The sequence below is a fragment of the Paenibacillus sp. lzh-N1 genome, assembly GCF_002872435.1.
Lineage (GTDB): Bacteria > Bacillota > Bacilli > Paenibacillales > Paenibacillaceae > Paenibacillus > Paenibacillus polymyxa_C.
Map to the genome: position 1 here is coordinate 781,386 of NZ_CP025696.1, position 20,021 is coordinate 801,406.

The window sequence follows — 20,021 nt, forward strand, 5'->3', positions numbered from 1 at the left end:
AAGATGTATTTTTGCCCCAGAATGCCAATAAGCCCCTGCCGCAAAAAGCGGACGGAAGCTTATTGTGTATCCTATATTGTATGTTCTTTTTCAGGGATTCATGAAGAAAACTAGAAAAGAATTTTGAAAATTAAACCTGACAACAGCGCAGAAATTGGAATCGTTATTACCCAGGTAATTACAATACGACCAGCTAATGACCAGCGAACTGCGCTAAAGCGCTTCGCAGAACCAACACCCAAAATTGCCGAAGTTATTGCATGTGTGGTACTTACTGGCAAATGGAGCAAGGTGGCTGTGAATATAACGGAAGCCCCCGAAACGTCGGCTGCAAATCCATTAATTGGGTCAATTTTAAAAATTTTGGTTCCCATCGTTTTGATGATCTTCCAACCACCAATAGACGTACCCAGTGCCATAGCGGTTGCCGCTGAAATTTTAACCCACATAGGTACTTCCAAATGGTCTTGATACCCTGCGGAGACGAGTGCGAATGTGATAATCCCCATCGCCTTCTGAGCATCATTCGTACCATGCGTAAACGACTGGATAGCTGCCGTAATGACCTGCATAGTGCGGAAACCTTTGTTCACTGTATGTGGACTGCGATAAGCAAAAATGTATTTCAAAATCATCATCACAATGTAACCGACAACAAAAGCAATCAACGGGGAGAAAATAAGCCCCTCCACAATCCCGATGAAGCCGCTCCAATTTAATTTATCCTGTCCCGCACCTACATACACCGCCCCTGCCAACGCACCAATCAATGCATGAGAGGAGGATGAAGGAATACCAAACCACCAGGTTAGAAGATTCCAGATAATCGCAGCGATCAGCGTCGCAATGACGATATCAATACCGTTGGTTAATTTGGTAGGGTCAGCAACACTTCCACCAATGGTTTTGGCAACCCCAGTGAACATGATGGCCCCAAGAAAGTTCATAACCGCAGCCATAATAATCGCACGTCGCGGCGTCAATGCACGGGTCGAGACCGAAGTCGCAATCGCATTCGCGGTATCATGAAACCCATTGATAAAATCAAATGCCAGAGCAAGAAAAATAACAATACCTAATACCAGTAAACTTGTATCCATGTAACAGGACTCCCTTACGAGTTACGCATAATGATGGATTCCAGCATATTTGCAACATCCTCGCATGAATCCGTTGTATTTTCAAGGCGTTCGTACAATTCTTTACGTTTAATCAGCTCAATAGGATCAGTTACAGTTGCAAACAGGTTTTTGATGCAAATACGCAATAATTCATCCCCCTGATTTTCCAAATCATTTAGGCGAATGGTGTATTCACGAATAGCCAACAATTTTTTCTGTGAAAGCAAATGTACAGCCTTCTGAATTTCGTAAGCTGATTGACGCAAAATATCAGCGAACTGCACAATATACTCGTCCGGCTCTGTAATGTTGTACATATAAAAACGAGAGGCTGTCGCTTCAAGACCATCCAGCACATCATCCATGGTCGTTGTCAGTTCCATGATGTCGTCGCGTTCCAGCGGCGTAATGAAGGTCTTGTTCAACTCAGTAATAATCGTGTGTGTGTAATCATCACACTTATTTTCATACTTCTTCATCTCATTGGTAAACAAAGTCACATCTTGAAAATTTGAAGTATGTTGGGCAAAATAATCGGCTGCTTGCACGATCGTATCTGCCATATTTTCCAACGTCTCGAAGAATATATCCTTTTTCTTCAATCTCATAACGATTACCCCTTTACGAAAATATCCGCAACCTGTTTCGACTGCAATAGACAACCTTTGCTATCTTATCACACTCATCAATGTTTTTGTAATGTTTGTAAAAGCAAATTTCTAGATATACGTATACAATGCCCGACATAGAGGGTCATTATCCGACAATTTTTTCCTAAATAGGTGTATTACGTTTTCTAATTCGCTTCAAACGTTACATGTTCCGTTAGTGAAGTATCTGCAGGTACTACATGTATATAGGATGTACCTGGTGTTAACGGGATTTCAACCCCATTTTTCATAAACCGAATCGCATCGCCAGATGTATGCTGCCATTCAGCACGTATTAACTGTCCTTGTTGAAACACCATGGCCTCTCCGCTACCGTCCAGTTCAACGCTTAGTCTGCCTACATCATCCAGCGTTCGATGCCTCGTGCTCATCACAATAACATTAGCCGCTGAGAGCTGTTGGTTATTATTTTGATCCAGATGTGACTTTTCGTTCACAAAACGCTTATATCGTTGATCGGCTCGATCATAGGTATAAGATACGCGATAGCTTTTCAGCAAAAACCGGATGTGCACAGATGCGGCACTCTCGTCCACCATAACTGGAGTTTCGCCGGTTTTAAGATAAGGATACACTGGAACTTCCGTCTGCTTGGTATATCCTTTGCTTTCGCTTCCTTTACGTAGCCTGCTCACATCTGTGTATAAATTATGTGGTGGACGACGATCTTTACTTCGCCAAAAATAAGCCCCTCCATTTGAAATCTCATCCAGATGCTCCTTCCGCTGCTGCTGTAAAATCGCATAGGCATCTGTACTTCCCCCTGCATGTATCGGCAACGCACCATAGGTTTCGCCTAGTTCAATCAAATACGGCCGAATACTGCGGACCGGACCGATCTTCACATCTCCACCATGACTTTGGAAAAAAGCTACCAAACGGGTAATTCCGCCTTCTGCAAGAACCTCATATACCATGTCTGCCTCGCTAAGCCCTGCCTGTGGACGCGCAGCCGGGGCATTGTTAATCATGACAGCCAGTGGCCGCTCCAAAACAGGCTGCTCCACCGGAAGCCCGGTAAGCGGAGCTGTAAATGCCGGAACAGATGGCTCCTTAGGCGGTTCAAGCACCTTCTTCTCTGTTTCTTGCTGGTTCGGTTGGGGAACGGATTCAGATTCACCCGTATTGGACAAAGCAGAACAAGATATCATTGTCATGCATAACAGAGCTGAGGCCATCACACGCAACCAATGATTTCGTTGAAACATGGGCCCGGACAAGTTCATCCCTCCACATCGTTATTTTTCTCATTATAAGCTTTATTTCCTGTTTTTGTCTTGATTGAGGCATTACCTCTCTATAGAATACTTATCTAAAGACATTAAAATTTAAAAAATATTTAGAGTTTGTGATTTTTATCACAAATAACTGTAACTGAACCTAATACAATAAAGGTGTAGCAAAGATGATCATCCCAAACAAAATGAAATACAACCCATCATTATAGATTAACAAAGAGGAGTGATTTGAATGTTTAACAACTGGTTACGTGAGAACAAAGTAGCAATGTGGCTGCTGACTGTAGTACGGGTTTATCTAGGTTATGAATGGATGACCCACGGACTTGAGAAGCTGACTGGCGGATTCGATGCAGGTGGATTTATCTCGGGGGCCATTGCTAAAACAGGCGGAGATCACCCCGCTGTACAAGGCTGGTGGGGATCGTTCCTTGAAGCCTTTGCCCTGCCGAATGTCGGTTTGTTCAACGTCCTGATCCCATTGGGTGAGTTCTTGGTCGGGGTTGGCCTGCTGCTTGGTACATTGACTACACTGGCTACTTTGATGGCTATGGTTATGAACTTCTCGTTCCTGTTCTCGGGAACAGTAAGCACCAATGCAATCTACCTGCTGGTTGAAATCTTCCTTATCGTTGCTGGTGCAAATGCCGGAAGAATCGGCTTTGACCGTTGGGTACTGCCCTTCCTGCGTGGACTGTTTGGTAAAAATAAAGATACTTATCAAACGGACCCCAATCGAAAAATAGCTTAACTATCCAAAAAACAACCGTTATCCTCTGGAAATGGTTGTTTTTTTGTTCAGCCATGCTGCTTCTCTTTAATGTGTGGCTATGCTGCACCCTCCTCTATTTAAATGAACAAAGGAGTCCTCAAGTCCATCCTGACTTGGAGACTCCTTTTTCGGGTTCATCTTTCCCACTTGAAACCTCAGAAGGCATGTTTTACCCAGTCATCAACTATGAAAAATATAAAGTATTCGGAAATGACATTACCGCAGATATCCGCAGATATATTGACATCATGGCGACGGAATCTGGACAGCCGGCTACCAAGGATGCGGCATTACACATCGGTTATCAACAGTTAGCCGGAAGGGTGCTGGCTCAAGAGTCGTTTATAACCCAATATCCACATTCCAATCGTACACAAGCAGTGAAATCATTACATGATCTCTATTTCTTCTATACTTTTTATGGTACGAACAATACACCACTATTCGATGATGACACCGGGAAGATTCGCCCCAATGCCAAAAAAGGATATCAGCTCGTCGTTCAACGCAACAGGGATTCGAAGAGTACCTACATTCAAAAGCTGAAGGCATTTATGACACTATTGGATCAAAATGGAGATAAGCGAACTCCGCAGGTATCCGCCTGGCTAAAAAAGAACGTGCCTGCTAATTAATCACAGAAGAACACACCAAAAGAACTTCCAACCCCACACACCATGTGGTTTCGGAAGTTCTTTTTCTTACATTTACAGATCATTTTCTTGACCAAAAGCCCAACAATTGAGGCTCAATGAGCCAAGGACATACGACTGAAAAAGCTTACGCGCGGAGCGATCATGATCGGCAGCCCCCATCACGTAAAACAAAGGCGAAAAGTGCTCTATTCCATACGAAGGAACCGCCTGCTTGGCATATGGAGCCTTCTTGTCATATTGGAACAGATGACGCAAATTCCAGTCTTGAAGCTGCTGTGCGATCCAGTCATCATATTGAACGGCCCAATCGGCTGGCTCACTCGTCTGCTTGAGTGTCCGCAAGTTGTGGACCAAGCCTCCACTACCAAGGATCAAAATCCCTTGTTCACGCAGTGGCGCCAGCATCCGTCCAATCTCATATTGCTCCTGAGGATCGCGCCGTGAATCAATGGATAAGGGTACGACCGGTATGTCCGCATCAGGATATATATGCCGCAAAACCACCCATGCTCCATGATCCAGTCCCCGGTTCCGAACCGGCTGGTGGAACAGGTTATGCTGACTGAACAGATGCCCTATCTCCTCATACAGCTTTGGATCGCCTGGTGCAGGGTAATCAAGTGAGTACATTTCTTCGGGAAAGCCGTAGAAATCGTGCAACGCTGCATGCTGATCATCCGCGCCGATACATTGATCGGGGCTATCCCAATGCGCGGAAAAAATGATGATTCCTTTGGGTCGGGGCAGGCTCGCGCCCAGCTTTGCAAGAAAGCTGGTATATGCGTTATTTTCTACAGCCAGTGTCGGTGAACCATGCGCAACAAAAATTGAGGGTAATGTCATCGCTGCCAACCTCCACACGCCAGTATAGTGTTACTCTTTCATTTTACTCCGGCGGAGGCGCAATTTCCAATACAATCCGTTACACCCTGAAATCAGATCATCCAGTGCTGCCAATCCCGTTGAATATTTTCCTGTTCATCCAGCCATTCCAGTGTGCGGTCAATCAGCTGTTGCCGCTCTTTACCTGACGAGAAAGTGTGATCTCCCTGGAAAATAATCTCCTTATCACAGCGTCCCTCTGGACGCATCCAGAATACCTTTTGAAACAGAAATGCATAATCCACAGGAATGATATCATCCGAGGTGCCATGAATAACAAGCACATCACCGTTAAATTTAACGGCCTCTTGGAACGGTTGGAATTGAGCTAATGACTCAAAATAAGCTGGTGTGAACTTATAGCCCAAGTAGTCTGCATGACCGGTTTTAACAGACTCGTCGTACACGCTTCGCTCCGTAATTTTGACAATGTCGTTGAACGGATAGCCGACAGCTGACCAAAGGACCAGGTTTTGTACTCTTTTGTCCCGAACGGCTGTGAGCAGAGCAACCGCGCCCCCCAAACTGTGACCGATCAGCGTCACCTTGGTCGGGTCAATGTCCGCGCAATTAACGGCGTAATCCAACACGGTGCGTGTCTGATTAATCATGGACTCAAGCCCCTGCTTGCCGTATTCACCCGTACTTTCCCCACAACCGGCAAAGTCAAAGCGCAGTACAAAATATCCACCTTCGGCCAATTCACGCGCAGTCTTGACGAACAATCGATCGACTCCGATACGATTGCCCACAAAACCGTGACAAATGACAACGAGCGGAACTCGTCTCTGACGTTCTCCCTCATTCGTACGGTTTGGATAATGAATTGTTGCGGCCAGCTCCTCATGTTCAAAACGAATTCCAATTTGCCGTTCCATCCTGATTCCCCCTGTTTCAAACTTCACTACAGCATTTTATCATTCAAACTCATATAGTAACGTGGAATATCCATCCAGAATATTCATTCACTTTAATTCCGATAAGTTTAATAAGTTTTATAGTAAAGTCAGTCTATCATCGCCCTGCTTCCTTGTCAACCTGTCAGTTCATACCGGGATGGAAGTAAACAAATGGCGCTCCCCGATGTGATGCCGGAGAACGCCATACTACTCGCTTATTAGAGTGCATCCGCTACATTAAAGTAGACGACTTGCTACTCGTAGCTGTGCCTGAACATTTGGTGGGTTTCGACTCGTCCCTCCCACTCCAGTTTACAAGAGGCGCCGTTATTTTGATCCTCATGCCACAGGCTGCGGTAGCTCTGTTCACCCAGTTCACCTGCAAATTCTGTGTCCTCAGCCAATTCAGTATCGTCCAAAATACGGTACGTTGGAGATGTCCCTTGAACGCTTCGGTGACTCACGTTTGCAAGCAAGGCTTCCCCGCTGTTCCCGTTCGGAGCACCTGTCAGTCGTTTTTGGACTGAATAATCTGCCTGGTTCTCCAGTTTCATGATGCCACATCCTCTCAACGTTTTATATTCAGGTTGCTCCATGTGCTCACCCTTTATCCAGTTTGAGGAGAATGCAGCGGTAATATACATAATGGATAAAGCCTTTTGCCATCCGGCGTATCCTCACGTATACTGTCTTTGTTACAAAATGGCGATTCCAGCAACTTGGGATACGATCATAAAGTAGGAGGAAGCAATGAATAAAGCAAAAAATTATACGCTTATTGCATGGGTTGCCTTGTCCATGTTTTTCCTGACACAGGCGATTATTGGTTGGTTTATCACATTTACAGGCGGGGATATCAAACCTTTTGAAAAAATTAGCCTTTCCACCCTCATCATCATCGCCGCAGGTGCCATTCTGCTGGTTGAAGCACTGATGAATTTCATGGATCGTCCGGAAGAAGGCGAGGAGACTCAACAGCCAGACCATGCTCCCGCGAAGCCCCAAATGAATTTCAAATCCATCTTGATGTATGTAGTACTGGTTGTTGTCATTCTTGTCACCGGACTTGCGCTACGCAGTGTGCTGCCGGTATTCAAAATCTCACCTTGGATGAATTTAGTGCTTGCGGCTATTGGCTTTATTGGACTCAAACCGATTTTTCTGCGTAAAAAACGTTCATAACCTCGCAATTCTCACAGTGCTGGAGCTGCCTCATTACGGAATCGTAGCAGCTCCTTTTTATTTGCAATCAGCCATCTGACTCGAAGCTTGAGGATCGTTAGAAAAGCCGTATCCCCACCTGCAAGAAGATGCATGGGGAATACGGCTTGATGTACTTTCGCATTTATTTGGAAAATAGTTGTTCTGCATTATCCAATGCAATTTTGTGTCCCATCGCGGAATAGTCCAGCCATGGCTGTCCGTCCAACATGTAGACATGACCTTGCTTCACAGCTTTGAGTCCTTGCCATACTGTATTTCCCTCCAACTGCTTATATACCTTTTGGGCATCCGCACCTTTACTGATAATCACCAGGATGGCATCAGCATCGTAATCTGGCAAAACCTCTTGAGACACAACCTGGTAGGCCTTATTAATCTTTTCCACACCTTTAGCTGGCTTCAAGCCCAAATCCTGATACAATAGCGGTCCTACTGGACGCTTCATCCCCATGACACGAACTTCTTTCGCTGTGACACGTACAGCCATGACAGTCCCGTCTCCGATTTTGGAATGAATGAGCTTTTTGACCCGTTCCCTCTGTGTATCATAATCTTTCAGAAAAGTGTCTGCCTGTGCTTCATGTTTAACCATAGCAGCTATTTTTTTCAATTGATCTTTCCATGTACCTTCATCCAAATCAAAAACCTCGGTCGGTGCAATTTTTTCAAACTTGGCCACATCGGTTCCCGAATATTTTTTGTCGAGAAAAATATGATCAGGTTGAAGCTCCAGTACCGCTTCCATATCGGGGTCTGTGACAACCCCCAGCTTACGAGTATTTTGAAGACGATCTTTTACATGGGGCAAAAAATCCTTCACATCTCCACCTATAACCGAACCCGCTGGAGTAATGCCCAATGCTAGCAGATTGTTCGTCAAATGAATAGACATGGAAGCAATACGCGAATCCGCACTCATGGTGGTTTGGGCACTATCGGCTGCTTTCGTACTACTAGCTTGTTTGTCTGCTGTTTGCCCACAAGCAGACAGCATGATCATGCATGCAACAAGAAACAGGGCTATCCACGAACGTTTAAACCCTGAACCCTCAAATCTATTTTTTCTCATGTATATTCTCTCCTATACTATAGAAGCTCTATTTTTAATGTTCGATCCTCAACGCTTCTATTTCGTTGTTGTTTAGCATGCTGCATCATGTGCAGCTTTGGGTTTCATATGTAACCTAATCCTATTGTCATTTGGTTCGGGACAACAAGAATAAAAAATACGGAGCTCCTACCACAGCAACCACTACACCTGCTGGAATCGCATTCGGCTGAAATACCGAACGACCAATCGTATCTGCCGTGACCAGAATGACGACTCCAACCAAAGCGGCTACTGGCAACAAATGCTGATACATCGGTCCAACCAAACGGCGAGCCAGATGAGGCGCAATCAGCCCAATAAAACCGATACCTCCGGCCATGGATACGCTGGCGCTCGATAGAGCCACTGCTGCGCCCAGCAGTATCAAGCGCTGGCGTTTTACACTTGTACCGATTCCAGCTGCGGTCTCATCACCCAGCGACAGATTATTTAGGCTACGTGTCTGCGATAGAACGTAGGGCAATACAATGACAATCCATGGCAGTAAAGCCACTGCATGTATCCAGTCCCGTCCCCATACGCTGCCAGCCAACCAACGTGCGGTAAATGCGTACGTATCCTCATCCAGCCGCAACGACCAATACAGCGTTATGGCGCTGAGCCCTGAGGCTACACCGATACCGGACAGGATTAGCCGCACAGGCACGATTCCTCTGCTGCCACTATAGGACAGCATAACTATCAGCACCGCTGCGACGACACCTCCTGCAAAGGTAAACAAGGGGATGAACAAGGCTGCTGATCCTTCCAAATCGCGAAAAAAGCTGACATACATCACCAGTCCTAAAGCAGCCCCCGCATGAAGGCCCAGCACTCCCGGATCTGCGAGTGCGTTTCGCGATAAGCCCTGCATGACCGCCCCGGCTGCACCCAGTCCCGCTCCAGCCAGTACCGTTACAACCATCCGCGGCAGCCGGTATTCAAACAGGACCATATGGTCACGTCCGCTGCCTCCGCCAAAAAGTGTATCCAGCACGCGTAGCGGTGGAATACGAATCGTTCCGGTATTCAAACCCAGAACAAGGACAGCAAAACTGATTCCAGCCAATACGAAGCAAACGAGCCAAGCCTTGGTCGTTCTTGTATCCCCTGCCCCTAGAGAGCGTCTCACTATAATTCCCTCCTTTCCTTACGAGCGAGAAAGAGGAAAAAAGGTACTCCGATAAAAGACACCATAATTCCAATAGCTAGCTCCTCTGGCGGATTCGCCATTCTCGCTCCCAAATCAGCCAGCACTAGCAGCACGGCTCCCAATAATGCAGACAATGGTACGATCTGGCGATAATCCACACCGATCAGCTTGCGAGCAATATGTGGCACGACCAAACCTACAAAGCCGATGGCCCCGGCAGCCGATACAGAAAGTCCAGCTAGGACCACCACAGTCAGTAGCCCCAGCAGCCGGATACGCCGGAGATTTAATCCCAGATTCAGCGCTACCTCATCGCCCATTGAAATCAATGAAATGGAGCGTGCGAGCCCCATAGACCAAGCGATCACAATAAGCAAAATCGGTGCAAGAATCTCGAGCTGCGACCATTTGATTCCGGCAACACCACCCGCATACCAGTAGGCTAGATCCTGACTTAGATCAAAATAAATCGCAATTCCCGAAGTCATGGAACCTAACAAGGCTGCTGTCACAGCTCCAGACACCGTTAGTCTCATGGGTGTCAATCCTCCCGGCGCGGAAGCTCCTAGTCCGAATACCAGTAAGGTACTCATCAGTGCCCCCAGGAACGACAAAACAATTAACGTCCCATAAGGTAGATCAGGGAAAAAAGCAAAGCTCACTGCAACTACAAACATCGCTCCTGCGTTAATGCCCAGCACACCTGTATCCCCTAGCGGGTTGCGCGTGATTCCTTGAATCAGAGAGCCTGCAACCGCCAGCGCAGCCCCAATGACAGCTGCACCGAGCACACGCGGCAATCGAAGTTCATGAATGATCTGATGGGTCGTCAGCGAACGATCATAGTGAAACACTGCTGACCACACCGTGCTTATGGTCAGATCCTTGGCTCCTAAGGAAATGGCAGCGAACATGGCCAAAGCCAATAATACAGCCGAAGCTGTGAACAACAACGCCTGCCGAATCCTGCCCGCTCGGAGCACCGGTCGGGCTATAAAGGCTACTTTAGGAGCGTTCCTCTCTGTCGAAGCTGTATGTTTGTCCATGCTGTCTTTAGACTGCATTCGGTGAGGTCACCCCCTCCATACCTGAAAGCCATTACGACTTTCATTACAATAAACGCCAATGATAATGATTATCAACTTGATTCATAATAGCATGTTTCTATGACATTGCAAGCCAAAAACTGTTCCCCCGTGGGAGGAACAGTTTTTGGATATATCTATGTGAGATCGTTACAGGTATAGTTTCAATTAACCCTCTCTTTAATACGTAGGCCAACCTGCCGAATCCCATTTCAAATCACTAATCAGAAGCTTTGGATTTCCGCCATCAGTGGCATCATAGGCATGACGCGCAATCACACTGTTGTTATAGACAGATTGTCCACCTGGTCCCCTCCAGCGGTCATTCCCCGCATCCAGTATTGTTCCACCGCCGTCCATCAGACTTTTTCCGCTCTTGTCCACATACGGGCCAGTGATACTGGTCGAGCGACCATAAATGATTTTGTAATTACTGTCTACGCCTTTGCAGCAGTTATCGATGGAAGCAAACAGATAGTAATAGCCGTTGCGGTATGTAACATGCGGTGCTTCCAAACCACCAGCCGTACGTCTAGCAATAGAATAAATCTGGCCTGTAGGCTTCATCGTATTCTTATCCAGTCGAGTCACTTTCAAGCCCGAATTCCATGAACCGAAGGAAAGCCATGGGTTACCGGAAGCATCAATAACCAGATTCGGGTCAATAGCATTATAATCGTCAGAATCCGTCGTACGCAGCACTAGTCCATCATCTCTCCAGCTTCCCGCGCCGATGCTCGTTGCTGAAGTTAAGCCAATGGCCGAAGTGCGCGATCCAAACGTAGAAATGGAATAGTAAACCCAGACACGTCCATTGTACTTTTGAGCATCCGGTGCCCATACATCATTAGTCTTTTGCTTAGGTACATACGATTTCCACCAAGATGGTGGCGACAAGAAGATTTGCGGCAATCTGTAAAAATTGCGTCCGTCATCCGATCTTTGAACCTGTATCCCCTGCCCTGTGGAGAAAATATACCATGCATTTCCTTCCTTGGTGATGGATGGATCATGTACTGCCACATCGCCTGTTAACGCCCAATGCTCGGCCGATGTGGACGGCACCACGGACAGCAACAAAGCAGCCGAAGTTACGGCAGCAAATGCTGTTCGGGCGAATTTACCCTGTACTGATTTTTTCCATGCTTTCAACATTCTTTCGCACCTCCAAATTAATATTCTATAATGAAATCAGGTGATTCGCTTATTACATTAGTGTTTATACTTATGAAGTTACCCATATATTAACCTATCAACTTCAGTTTTGTAAACGCTTTATTTCAAATAAAAAGAAATTTATAAACTACGCATAACATTGCATATACAAAAAAAAAGAGCCCGTAGGCTCCTTGTCAGATAAGCATATTAAACAAATTCTCATTTTTGTTCAATTCCGTATAGTTAAGCCCTTTGCGATTCATTCGTTCAATTAAAGGAAGATAGTCTTCCTTGTGTAACAATTCAATACCGACCAGCGCCGGGCCATTTTCTTTATCATTCTTTTTCGTATACTCAAACCTAGTAATGTCATCGTCCGGTCCAAGCACTTCCTGAAGAAACTCACGCAGTGCCCCTGCTCTTTGCGGGAAATTCACCATGAAATAATGTTTTAGCCCTTCGTATATCAGGGAGCGTTCCTTAATCTCCTGCATACGATCAATATCGTTATTGCCACCACTGACGATACAGACTACTGTTTTGCCTTGAATCTGCTCACGATACAGATCAAGTGCTGCTACAGGCAGCGAGCCCGCAGGCTCCACAACAATCGCATTTTCATTATACAGCGCCAGAATCGCTGTACATGCCTTGCCCTCCGGTACCTTCACAATATCATCCAAGGTATGTTTACAAATGTCATACGTTAACTGACCCACTCGCTTCACCGCAGCCCCGTCAACAAACTTGTCTATTTGCTCCAGTGTAACGACCTTGTTCAAACGCATCGCTTCCGTCATTGATGCTGCGCCCAGGGGCTCTACGCCGATTACTTTGGTGGTCGGACTCACAGTTTTAACATATGTGCTTACGCCTGCCGCCAAACCGCCGCCGCCAATCGTCACGAACATATAGTCCGCAGGTGTATCCAGACTCTCCATCACTTCCATCGCAATCGTACCATTACCCGCGATAATTTTCGGCTGATCGAACGGATGGATGAAGGTCATTCCCTGCTCGCTACACACCTTCATAGCCTCGTCATAAGCATCGTCAAATGTATCTCCGGTCAAAATAACCTCTACACTGTCTCCGCCAAAGCGACGTACCTGCTTCACCTTCTGATTGGGCGTTGTGCTCGGCATAAATATTTTACCGTGGATGCCGAGCGCGTTACATGAAAAAGCCACGCCTTGTGCATGATTACCCGCACTCGCACACACGATCCCTTTCTCCATCTGCTCAGGAGTCAAGCTGCGGATCATGTTGTAAGCTCCACGGATTTTAAAGGACCGCACAACTTGGAGATCCTCTCGCTTCAGATACACATTACAGTTATATTTGGCCGATAGGACGGCATCCCTCTGTAAAGGTGTACGAACAATCACCTCACGCAGCATATGATGCGCCCGTACAATATCCTCCATGCCAACGGTTGACGCCGTGGCCGGTTCAGTTTTCTGGGTTTCTGTTGGTTCCATAGGTTCTCCACGCTCCGCCTGAATATTTCTGTGTATTTGAAATCTTTCAAACATCATACCACGTTTACCTATAGCTTGTGCAGTTGATAGCCATGAAAATGAGAATGAAAATCATTGAATCCATAAAAAAAGCAGGTCGAGACAATGCCCGACCCGCCTTTCCTGACTCTATACATTTCAGTATTCAATCGACTCATTCAGCACCGTAATGATTACCCTTTTACCCCGCCTGCAGTCATCCCTTCAATAAAGTAACGCTGGAAGAACAGAAACACAACGAGAATCGGCAGAATAGCCAGGACTGATCCGGCAATCAACACATCATAATTGTTGCCATATGGCGTCAGCAGACTGGACAGACCGATTGGCAGTGTCAGCATGTCGTTAGTACGCAATACGATCATCGGCCACAGGAAGTTATTCCAACTGTTCATAGCCTGTAAAATAGCCATTGCCGCAAAGGCAGGTGCCATCAGAGGCATCATAATCCGCACAAAAATACCATACTCTGAACAACCGTCAACTCGTGCAGCATCCATAAAATCCTTGGGTACTCCGCTCAAATATTGACGGAAGAAAAAGATCGGAATCGGTGCAACGACAAACGGCAAAATTACACCCCATACCGTATTGATCAGCTTCATACCGATCATTAGTTTGTAAAGTGGCAGCATGATAATTTCTACCGGGATCATCATCACGACCAGCACCAATGTAAAAATCACATTTTTCAGTCTAAAACGATACATCTCCAGGCCATACCCGACCATTGCGGACAATATCAGACATAACACCGTAAACAAGACGGTAATGACAAGACTATTCCAGTACCATTGAAAATAATCCGTCGTCCCCTGAAAGATGAACGCATAGTTTTTCAAGGACATGATGGCCCACTCCAGCTTGAGATTCAAACCGTAGCGCAGCAGCTCCGTTGATGGCTTGAATGAGGCAAGCGTCACGGCAAATAGCGGAAACAGGGCGAACCCGGCAAATAGAATGAACAGGACAACGAGAAATGCGGATAACGGGCCTTTTTGTTTCTGAGCCATCGCTTAATCCTCCTTCCGAAACATGCCAAAAAATTTGAGCTGGATCAGGTTCAGTACTAATGTGAATACGAGCAATACAATGCCGACTGCCGCTCCAAAGCCCATACTATTCTGTTCCAGACCTTGGCGATAGAGATAGCCAACAATCGTTAACCCAATATCATTCGGGGAGTTATTTCCGTTCCACAACATATAGCTCTCGGTGAACATGGATAACCCGGCATAAATACTAATCGTAAATACGTAGATCGTCACGGGTTTCAGCATAGGAATCGTAATCCGCCAAAATGAATCGAAACGACTGGCTCCATCAATCTGTGCAGCTTCATACAACTCGGGAGGAATGTTCTGGAGTCCCGACATGTAGTACAGCATATTTACGCCTAGCCATCTCCATAAGGCCAGCACGATCAACGCTAAAAAGCCGGTGTTCGCGTTCATTAGCCATTTGTAAGGCTCAAGACCGAATAACCCCAACAGAGAGTTCATCAACGAGCCGTCCAATTCCCCAAACATGAGTCGGAAGATTGTTCCTGCTACCACCACTGAGGTTAGTGCGGGTATAAACATCACGGAGCGAAACAGCCCTCTGCCCGGCATTTTAGGCGAATTCAGCAATACCGCCAGTACCAGTGGCAGAGGAATCAGCACGACCAGTGTAAGCAGCGTGTACAGGACGCTGTTTAATATCGCTTTTCCAAATGTAGGATTCATTAAATCCTTATAATTTTCCAGGCCAACGTAAGTTGTTATCCCCGGCAGAACTTCCTGAAAGCTCATAATGACCGTCGAGATGACCGGATACGCAAAAAACAGTGCAAAGGACAGTAAAAATGGAAGGACAAATACATACGGTGCCGTACGACTGGAATGAATAAATCGGCTCCATTGACTTCTGGTCGGACGCTGAGTTTTTGGCGGCTGACCTGTCGGTACATTAGCGTTCGTATGAACGGGCGTTGCCATGAATCTCACTCCCTTTCCTGTTGGGGTCTATCTCAGTTCATCTGCTAGCTCATGCAGCACCGTGGCTGGATCTTCGCCACTCTGTAGTGTCCGATAAAGTATTTTATTGCGTACAGCACTGGCGATGTCAGGCGTTTTCGGTCCGATATGCACCGCATTGATCTCATCTTTGACTTCGATCAGCGTGTCAAAAATATTCGTTCCGAAATACTCCGTAAATTTATTTTTGGCTTTGGCTTCCGGCATGGTCCACACTTCACTGCGGATGGGATCAAACCCTAGCTGCTTCCAAATCTCCACATTCCCTTGCTTGGACAGCTTGGCAAAGGCTAGAAAACGCATCGCCAAATCCTGGTGCTTTGACTGGTTCGTGACTACCGTTCCGGTCCCGCCCATACCTGCTGAGCGATAGCCGCCTTTTTCCCACGCCGGCATCGGTCTAATGATGATTTTTCCTTTCAAATCAGGCATGTAATCCGTAAAACGTCCCATATACCACATCGGCATCCACACCGAAGCGGCCCCGCCTTTGTTCATAAACCCGTAGTATTCCTCCATATGATGCCCGCCGCCCGGTGCGGGAATAGCGATTTTGTCTTTTATCATCTGTTGGAGAAACTCGAGTGTTTTAATATTGGTTTCGTTATCCAGCGTCAACTCGCCCTTGTCATCCAAAAAATCTGAATTTTGCTGGGAGATCATCGGCCAGTAGCTCCACAGGTCATTGGTCTCCAAGGTTGCCATCGGCTTGCCCGTTTTTGCCAGCACTTGCTTGCCAGCAGCAGCATAGTCTGCCCAGGTAACGATGGAATCCGGGTCTACCCCCGCCTGATCCATAATCTCTTTATTGTAATACATCACTTCGGCTCCAACGTGGAAGTCAATGCCGTAATACTTACCGTCTTTGCCGTAAATCTGTACTCTGGAAGGCACAATGTTATTGATCTCAGGATCAATCACCGGATTGAGCGGGACCAGTTGCGGTATTCCTTTGAGGAAATTACCAATTTTGTTGACCTCAATATCCGCGATATCCGGCGCTCCCACCCCTGATTGCAACGCAATCGAGAGCTTGCTGTGGTGGTTGTCATAAGGAAATGTATTCGCTTTCAAATTAATCAATTCATCAGGGTGCTGTTGGTTCCATTGGTCAGCCATTTGCAGAAAAAACTTCTCATGCAGTTCATTGAAAGTCCACAATACAAGTTCTGTTCCCGGCCCATCCTTTTCATCGCTCTTGAAAGAACAACCTTGCAGCAGTCCAGCCATCAAAACCACCGCCATAAGCATCAAAGCCATGCTTTTTCTTCGCAGCAGCATATCCTTCCCCCTTCGCATGATGAAATCCTAATTCGTAAATGATTGCGCTTTCTTTTATTATTTAACATCAATACAAATTAGTTTACAACAACATTATTCAAAAAAAATTCGTTTTTGTGTAAAACAGATCTCATTGCATTATAGGGGGAAAATGAATTGGATGGGAATATGATGATTTCTGCATAAAAAAAACGACCCAACTTCAATTGAAACTTGGAGTTGGGTCGCGCTATGTTAACTACTCTTGCGAATGTGCTGCTTCGTCTTTCACTTCTTCTCGAAATGATCTAATACTTTGTTTACGACGATTATTTTTTTCTTCGATCTGCTTACGCTCCTCATTGCTGATTTCAGAGGAAAATTCGTTTAGGTATCCTTCAGCCTCATGAAGATTCTGCAATGTATTCTGAATATTTTGTTGCAAATGCTCCACATTATCTGCTCGATTATCCGGTTTTGCCATCGGTTTAACGCCTCCTAATCATAGAATCGCTCACTAGAGCGCTAAACCGTAGCTTGATCGTTATCGAGTTATTTTATACATTAAAATGCTTTCCAAACCATTGGCCTGCCGCTTCGGCTTCAGTGCGAGTCAATTGATGACCATTGCGTTCCAAGTAGGCTTCCACCTGCGCTCCGGCCCCCTCCAGCAGGGCTTGCAGCTCCTGAGATTCCGCCGCTGGAACAATCGGGTCATTTTCACCGGAAGACAGAAATACAGGGACACCGTTCAAGTCCGGCAGTTGCAGCCCTCGCAATGGCACCATGGCATGATGGAGAATGGCCCCACGTAGCGCTTTTGCATCATGAAAGAGCATACTGGCCGCTATGTTGGCTCCATTGGAATAGCCCAGAGCCACCACGTTGTTACGGTCAAAATCATATTGCTCTGCAGCTGAATCTACAAATTCGCTTAGTTCTTTGGTACGAAATACGAGATCCTCAATATCGAATACCCCCTCAGCCAAACGGCGAAAGAAGCGCGGCATCCCATTTTCCAATACATTACCTCTCACGCCCAGCACAGACGCTCCCGGTGCTACCATATCAGCCAAGGGTAGCAAATCTTGTTCATTCCCGCCGGTACCATGCAACAGCAAAATAACCGGGGCTTGCGGATCATTTCCTTTACGAAAGACGTGTTTCATATCTATTCCCTCCTCTAATTAACTTTAAATTAAGAATCTTATTTTTTGTATAAATTGATTATAGCCCATTTCACTGCTTTATACAAACATAATTGACCTCGTTCATTTTTTATAAAATGATGTCTTGTTCCATTGACATGTAGTATAGCTGTATTTTACTATGGTGTTAGATATTTAGAATATTATCTAAATATCTAAAGGAGGAAATGTATTTTGAATGATGCCTTCAAAGCTTTGGCTGATCCGACCCGGCGTACAATCTTGCAGCTTTTAAAGGAAAAAAGCATGAGCGCAGGCGAAGTAGCTGAACATTTTCAAATTAGCAAACCCAGCATCTCCCACCATCTCAATATCCTGAAGCAGGCTGGGCTGGTGCTGGATGAACGACAGGGGCAAAACATTATCTACACCCTGCATACAACGGTTGTGGCGGATGTGATCGGTTGGATGTTCAGTATCGCCCACTCCGATACCCCTGCGAAAAAAAATAGGAATCATATTAAGGATGAGGAGGAATCTGAATGAAATTTCGAACACCTTGGAGCTTGACGGATGTTTTGACAACTTTGATTGCCTTATCACCCGCCATAGGCGCTATACTGCTGTACGACCGACTTCCCAATGTTCTAGCCTCGCATATTAACTTTAACAATACAGCAGACGGGTATACGAGCAAAAGTGGTTCTATTATCATGCTCGTGTTGTTGGGCCTAGTCCCGCTGGTCATTCGATTGGCACGCCACATGGACCCCAACAGAGCTAATTATGAGAAATTTTCAAAAGCCTATGAAGTTACGCGTGCAGGTGTTTCTGTAGTTCTCGCTGTAGCTGGATGGGGAATGCTGCTGTATAACCTGAATATACGACTGCAAATGAATGCTATAATTTTAGGGTTAATAGGCCTGATGCTGATGGTGATGGGGAATTATATGACTCAGGTACAGCCGAACTATACGTTCGGTATCCGCACGCCGTGGACTCTGTCTAATCCCGAGGTATGGCGTAAAACGCACCGTTTCGGGGGGCCTATGATGATGCTTGGCGGTGCTTCAGCGTTGGTGGCGGCATGGGTCGGTGGAATGGCGGGAGTAGTCATTTTCCTAACCGTACTGATCATATCCGTTATCTCTCCTGTACTCTATTCTTACTTGTTGTATCGTAAGCTAAACAAGTAAATAGACAAAGCCACACCTGAACCTAAAAAAGGAACCTCCCAAACCGCGATAAAGCAGAATGGGAGGTTCTTTATACATCTACATATTCAATTAAAACAACAGTTTATCGGGATGGGTGCCTACACGCTCATCCAGATGAAGACCATTGATTCGGTCAATATCCTCAGTCGTCAGTTCAAAATCGAACAATTCGGCATTTTCGCGGATACGATGCGTGGTAACCGATTTGGGAATCGTCACAATCCCCCGATCCAGATGCCAACGCAAAATAACCTGAGAAGTCGTTTTGCCGTGTTTAGCAGCAATCTCAACAATGTCTGCCTGCTCCGTCAGTTTCCCCTTCATCAGAGGACTCCACGATTCAAGCTGGATCTGATGCTCCCGGCAGTATTGATGCAGCTCTTGCTGTGTCAGACGCGGGTGAAGCTCTACCTGATTAATAACAGGCACAATATTGCTGTCTTTCAGGAGGTCTTCGAGATGGTGAATTTGGAAGTTGCTTACTCCAATTGCGCGTACGCTTCCTTCTTCATACAGCCGTTCGAACGCCTTCCAAGTTTCCTTGTACTTGTCCTTGCCAGGCCAATGAATGAGATACAGATCAATAATGTCCAGGCCCAGCCGTTTGCGGCTTTCCTCGAAGGCACGCAGTGTTGAATCGTAGCCCTGATCTTGATTCCATAGCTTAGTGGTCACAAACAGATTTTCTCTGGCTGCTCCACTGTCACGAATGGCTTGTCCGACCAGTTCCTCATTGCCGTAGATCGCCGCCGTATCAATGTGACGGTAACCGACTTCAATGGCTGTTTTGACTGCTTCGTAGACCTCATTACCTTCCGCCTTGTACGTACCAAAACCAAGCCAAGGCATCTGAACTCCGTTATTTAGTAAAGCTGTATCCGCAATGTTCCCCATGTCTATCTCCTCCTA

The 20,021-nt window shown here is 46.1% G+C and carries 22 protein-coding genes; 5 read left to right on the forward strand and 17 right to left on the reverse strand.

Annotation, left to right across the window (positions count from 1 at the left end; translation table 11 throughout):
* Positions 1-110: 110 nt before the first annotated feature.
* From C0638_RS03485 to C0638_RS03495, 3 genes are all read right to left on the reverse strand, one after another.
* The gene (locus C0638_RS03485) at positions 111-1,100 is read right to left on the reverse strand and encodes an inorganic phosphate transporter (protein WP_040102097.1); all 990 of its coding nucleotides are present in this window, start codon (positions 1,098-1,100) and stop codon (positions 111-113) included.
* Positions 1,101-1,114: 14 nt separating this feature from the next.
* The gene (locus C0638_RS03490; RefSeq protein ID WP_040102098.1) at positions 1,115-1,729 is read right to left on the reverse strand and encodes a DUF47 domain-containing protein; all 615 of its coding nucleotides are present in this window, start codon (positions 1,727-1,729) and stop codon (positions 1,115-1,117) included.
* Between the two features lie 188 nt (positions 1,730-1,917).
* Positions 1,918-3,012 (reverse strand): DUF3048 domain-containing protein, encoded by a 1,095-nt coding sequence (locus C0638_RS03495; RefSeq protein WP_058710741.1) that lies wholly within the window; start codon positions 3,010-3,012, stop codon positions 1,918-1,920.
* A gap of 250 nt (positions 3,013-3,262) precedes the next feature.
* On the opposite strand from C0638_RS03495, the gene C0638_RS03500 reads away from it, so the two are divergent.
* Positions 3,263-3,781: a DoxX family membrane protein gene (locus C0638_RS03500; RefSeq protein WP_013369513.1), complete on the forward strand. Its 519-nt coding sequence runs from the start codon at positions 3,263-3,265 to the stop codon at positions 3,779-3,781.
* Positions 3,782-3,966: 185 nt separating this feature from the next.
* Positions 3,967-4,437 (forward strand): hypothetical protein, encoded by a 471-nt coding sequence (locus C0638_RS03505; RefSeq protein ID WP_233902280.1) that lies wholly within the window; start codon positions 3,967-3,969, stop codon positions 4,435-4,437.
* 72 nt (positions 4,438-4,509) lie between these two features.
* Here the strand turns inward: C0638_RS03505 and C0638_RS03510 are convergent, their stop codons facing one another.
* The 3 genes from C0638_RS03510 to C0638_RS03520 all read right to left on the reverse strand — a co-directional run bounded on the left by C0638_RS03510 (position 4,510) and on the right by C0638_RS03520 (position 6,793).
* Positions 4,510-5,301 carry a dioxygenase family protein gene (locus C0638_RS03510; RefSeq protein ID WP_013369511.1) on the reverse strand — a complete coding sequence of 264 codons (792 nt, stop codon included), beginning with the start codon at positions 5,299-5,301 and terminating at the stop codon, positions 4,510-4,512.
* 92 nt (positions 5,302-5,393) lie between these two features.
* Positions 5,394-6,218: an alpha/beta hydrolase gene (locus C0638_RS03515; RefSeq protein WP_058710743.1), complete on the reverse strand. Its 825-nt coding sequence runs from the start codon at positions 6,216-6,218 to the stop codon at positions 5,394-5,396.
* Between the two features lie 275 nt (positions 6,219-6,493).
* The gene (locus C0638_RS03520; RefSeq protein ID WP_025677308.1) at positions 6,494-6,793 is read right to left on the reverse strand and encodes a hypothetical protein; all 300 of its coding nucleotides are present in this window, start codon (positions 6,791-6,793) and stop codon (positions 6,494-6,496) included.
* 196 nt (positions 6,794-6,989) lie between these two features.
* Here C0638_RS03520 and C0638_RS03525 point away from each other — a divergent pair, with 196 nt between their 5' ends.
* Positions 6,990-7,421 (forward strand): hypothetical protein, encoded by a 432-nt coding sequence (locus C0638_RS03525; protein ID WP_058710744.1) that lies wholly within the window; start codon positions 6,990-6,992, stop codon positions 7,419-7,421.
* Between the two features lie 163 nt (positions 7,422-7,584).
* Here C0638_RS03525 and C0638_RS03530 read toward each other — a convergent pair whose 3' ends face one another.
* From C0638_RS03530 to C0638_RS03575, 10 genes are all read right to left on the reverse strand, one after another.
* Complete coding sequence (locus C0638_RS03530) at positions 7,585-8,532, reverse strand: ABC transporter substrate-binding protein (RefSeq protein ID WP_025677304.1); 948 nt, start codon at positions 8,530-8,532, stop codon at positions 7,585-7,587.
* Positions 8,533-8,659: 127 nt separating this feature from the next.
* On the reverse strand, positions 8,660-9,685 hold the full coding sequence (locus C0638_RS03535) for a FecCD family ABC transporter permease (RefSeq protein WP_058710745.1): 1,026 nt from the start codon (positions 9,683-9,685) through the stop codon (positions 8,660-8,662).
* Complete coding sequence (locus tag C0638_RS03540; RefSeq protein WP_013369504.1) at positions 9,685-10,770, reverse strand: FecCD family ABC transporter permease; 1,086 nt, start codon at positions 10,768-10,770, stop codon at positions 9,685-9,687. Before C0638_RS03540 ends, C0638_RS03535 begins: the two co-directional genes overlap by 1 nt.
* Positions 10,771-10,971: 201 nt before the next feature.
* Positions 10,972-11,946 carry an arabinan endo-1,5-alpha-L-arabinosidase AbnA gene (locus C0638_RS03545; RefSeq protein ID WP_040102102.1) on the reverse strand — a complete coding sequence of 325 codons (975 nt, stop codon included), beginning with the start codon at positions 11,944-11,946 and terminating at the stop codon, positions 10,972-10,974.
* A 197-nt stretch (positions 11,947-12,143) separates the two neighbouring features.
* Positions 12,144-13,430 (reverse strand): threonine ammonia-lyase IlvA, encoded by a 1,287-nt coding sequence (gene ilvA, locus C0638_RS03550; protein WP_025676833.1) that lies wholly within the window; start codon positions 13,428-13,430, stop codon positions 12,144-12,146.
* A gap of 212 nt (positions 13,431-13,642) precedes the next feature.
* Positions 13,643-14,482, reverse strand: coding sequence for a carbohydrate ABC transporter permease (locus C0638_RS03555; protein ID WP_013369500.1), 840 nt, complete (start codon positions 14,480-14,482; stop codon positions 13,643-13,645).
* A gap of 3 nt (positions 14,483-14,485) precedes the next feature.
* Positions 14,486-15,448 (reverse strand): carbohydrate ABC transporter permease, encoded by a 963-nt coding sequence (locus tag C0638_RS03560; RefSeq protein ID WP_013369499.1) that lies wholly within the window; start codon positions 15,446-15,448, stop codon positions 14,486-14,488.
* A 27-nt stretch (positions 15,449-15,475) separates the two neighbouring features.
* Positions 15,476-16,768, reverse strand: coding sequence for an ABC transporter substrate-binding protein (locus C0638_RS03565; RefSeq protein WP_013369498.1), 1,293 nt, complete (start codon positions 16,766-16,768; stop codon positions 15,476-15,478).
* Between the two features lie 238 nt (positions 16,769-17,006).
* Positions 17,007-17,231: a small acid-soluble spore protein Tlp gene (gene tlp / locus C0638_RS03570; RefSeq protein WP_013369497.1), complete on the reverse strand. Its 225-nt coding sequence runs from the start codon at positions 17,229-17,231 to the stop codon at positions 17,007-17,009.
* A 73-nt stretch (positions 17,232-17,304) separates the two neighbouring features.
* On the reverse strand, positions 17,305-17,916 hold the full coding sequence (locus C0638_RS03575) for an alpha/beta hydrolase (protein WP_013369496.1): 612 nt from the start codon (positions 17,914-17,916) through the stop codon (positions 17,305-17,307).
* A 213-nt stretch (positions 17,917-18,129) separates the two neighbouring features.
* On the opposite strand from C0638_RS03575, the gene C0638_RS03580 reads away from it, so the two are divergent.
* On the forward strand, positions 18,130-18,441 hold the full coding sequence (locus tag C0638_RS03580; RefSeq protein ID WP_058710746.1) for an autorepressor SdpR family transcription factor: 312 nt from the start codon (positions 18,130-18,132) through the stop codon (positions 18,439-18,441).
* Positions 18,438-19,091 carry an SdpI family protein gene (locus C0638_RS03585; protein WP_013369494.1) on the forward strand — a complete coding sequence of 218 codons (654 nt, stop codon included), beginning with the start codon at positions 18,438-18,440 and terminating at the stop codon, positions 19,089-19,091. The genes C0638_RS03580 and C0638_RS03585 overlap by 4 nt, the downstream gene beginning before the upstream one ends.
* A gap of 90 nt (positions 19,092-19,181) precedes the next feature.
* Here C0638_RS03585 and C0638_RS03590 read toward each other — a convergent pair whose 3' ends face one another.
* On the reverse strand, positions 19,182-20,006 hold the full coding sequence (locus C0638_RS03590) for an aldo/keto reductase (protein ID WP_058710747.1): 825 nt from the start codon (positions 20,004-20,006) through the stop codon (positions 19,182-19,184).
* Positions 20,007-20,021: the final 15 nt, after the last annotated feature.

Bases quoted from the DNA above. Each gene is read 5' to 3' on its own strand.
- C0638_RS03485 (WP_040102097.1), bottom strand. From the start codon at position 1,100: ATGGATACAAGTTTACTGGTATTAGGTATTGTTATTTTTCTTGCTCTG.
- C0638_RS03490 (WP_040102098.1), bottom strand. From the start codon at position 1,729: ATGAGATTGAAGAAAAAGGATATATTCTTCGAGACGTTGGAAAATATG.
- C0638_RS03500 (WP_013369513.1), top strand. From the start codon at position 3,263: ATGTTTAACAACTGGTTACGTGAGAACAAAGTAGCAATGTGGCTGCTG.
- C0638_RS03505 (WP_233902280.1), top strand. From the start codon at position 3,967: ATGTTTTACCCAGTCATCAACTATGAAAAATATAAAGTATTCGGAAAT.
- C0638_RS03510 (WP_013369511.1), bottom strand. From the start codon at position 5,301: ATGACATTACCCTCAATTTTTGTTGCGCATGGTTCACCGACACTGGCT.
- C0638_RS03515 (WP_058710743.1), bottom strand. From the start codon at position 6,218: ATGGAACGGCAAATTGGAATTCGTTTTGAACATGAGGAGCTGGCCGCA.
- C0638_RS03520 (WP_025677308.1), bottom strand. From the start codon at position 6,793: ATGAAACTGGAGAACCAGGCAGATTATTCAGTCCAAAAACGACTGACA.
- C0638_RS03525 (WP_058710744.1), top strand. From the start codon at position 6,990: ATGAATAAAGCAAAAAATTATACGCTTATTGCATGGGTTGCCTTGTCC.
- C0638_RS03530 (WP_025677304.1), bottom strand. From the start codon at position 8,532: ATGAGAAAAAATAGATTTGAGGGTTCAGGGTTTAAACGTTCGTGGATA.
- C0638_RS03540 (WP_013369504.1), bottom strand. From the start codon at position 10,770: ATGCAGTCTAAAGACAGCATGGACAAACATACAGCTTCGACAGAGAGG.
- C0638_RS03545 (WP_040102102.1), bottom strand. From the start codon at position 11,946: ATGTTGAAAGCATGGAAAAAATCAGTACAGGGTAAATTCGCCCGAACA.
- ilvA (WP_025676833.1), bottom strand. From the start codon at position 13,430: ATGGAACCAACAGAAACCCAGAAAACTGAACCGGCCACGGCGTCAACC.
- C0638_RS03555 (WP_013369500.1), bottom strand. From the start codon at position 14,482: ATGGCTCAGAAACAAAAAGGCCCGTTATCCGCATTTCTCGTTGTCCTG.
- C0638_RS03560 (WP_013369499.1), bottom strand. From the start codon at position 15,448: ATGGCAACGCCCGTTCATACGAACGCTAATGTACCGACAGGTCAGCCG.
- C0638_RS03565 (WP_013369498.1), bottom strand. From the start codon at position 16,768: ATGCTGCTGCGAAGAAAAAGCATGGCTTTGATGCTTATGGCGGTGGTT.
- tlp (WP_013369497.1), bottom strand. From the start codon at position 17,231: ATGGCAAAACCGGATAATCGAGCAGATAATGTGGAGCATTTGCAACAA.
- C0638_RS03575 (WP_013369496.1), bottom strand. From the start codon at position 17,916: ATGAAACACGTCTTTCGTAAAGGAAATGATCCGCAAGCCCCGGTTATT.
- C0638_RS03585 (WP_013369494.1), top strand. From the start codon at position 18,438: ATGAAATTTCGAACACCTTGGAGCTTGACGGATGTTTTGACAACTTTG.
- C0638_RS03590 (WP_058710747.1), bottom strand. From the start codon at position 20,006: ATGGGGAACATTGCGGATACAGCTTTACTAAATAACGGAGTTCAGATG.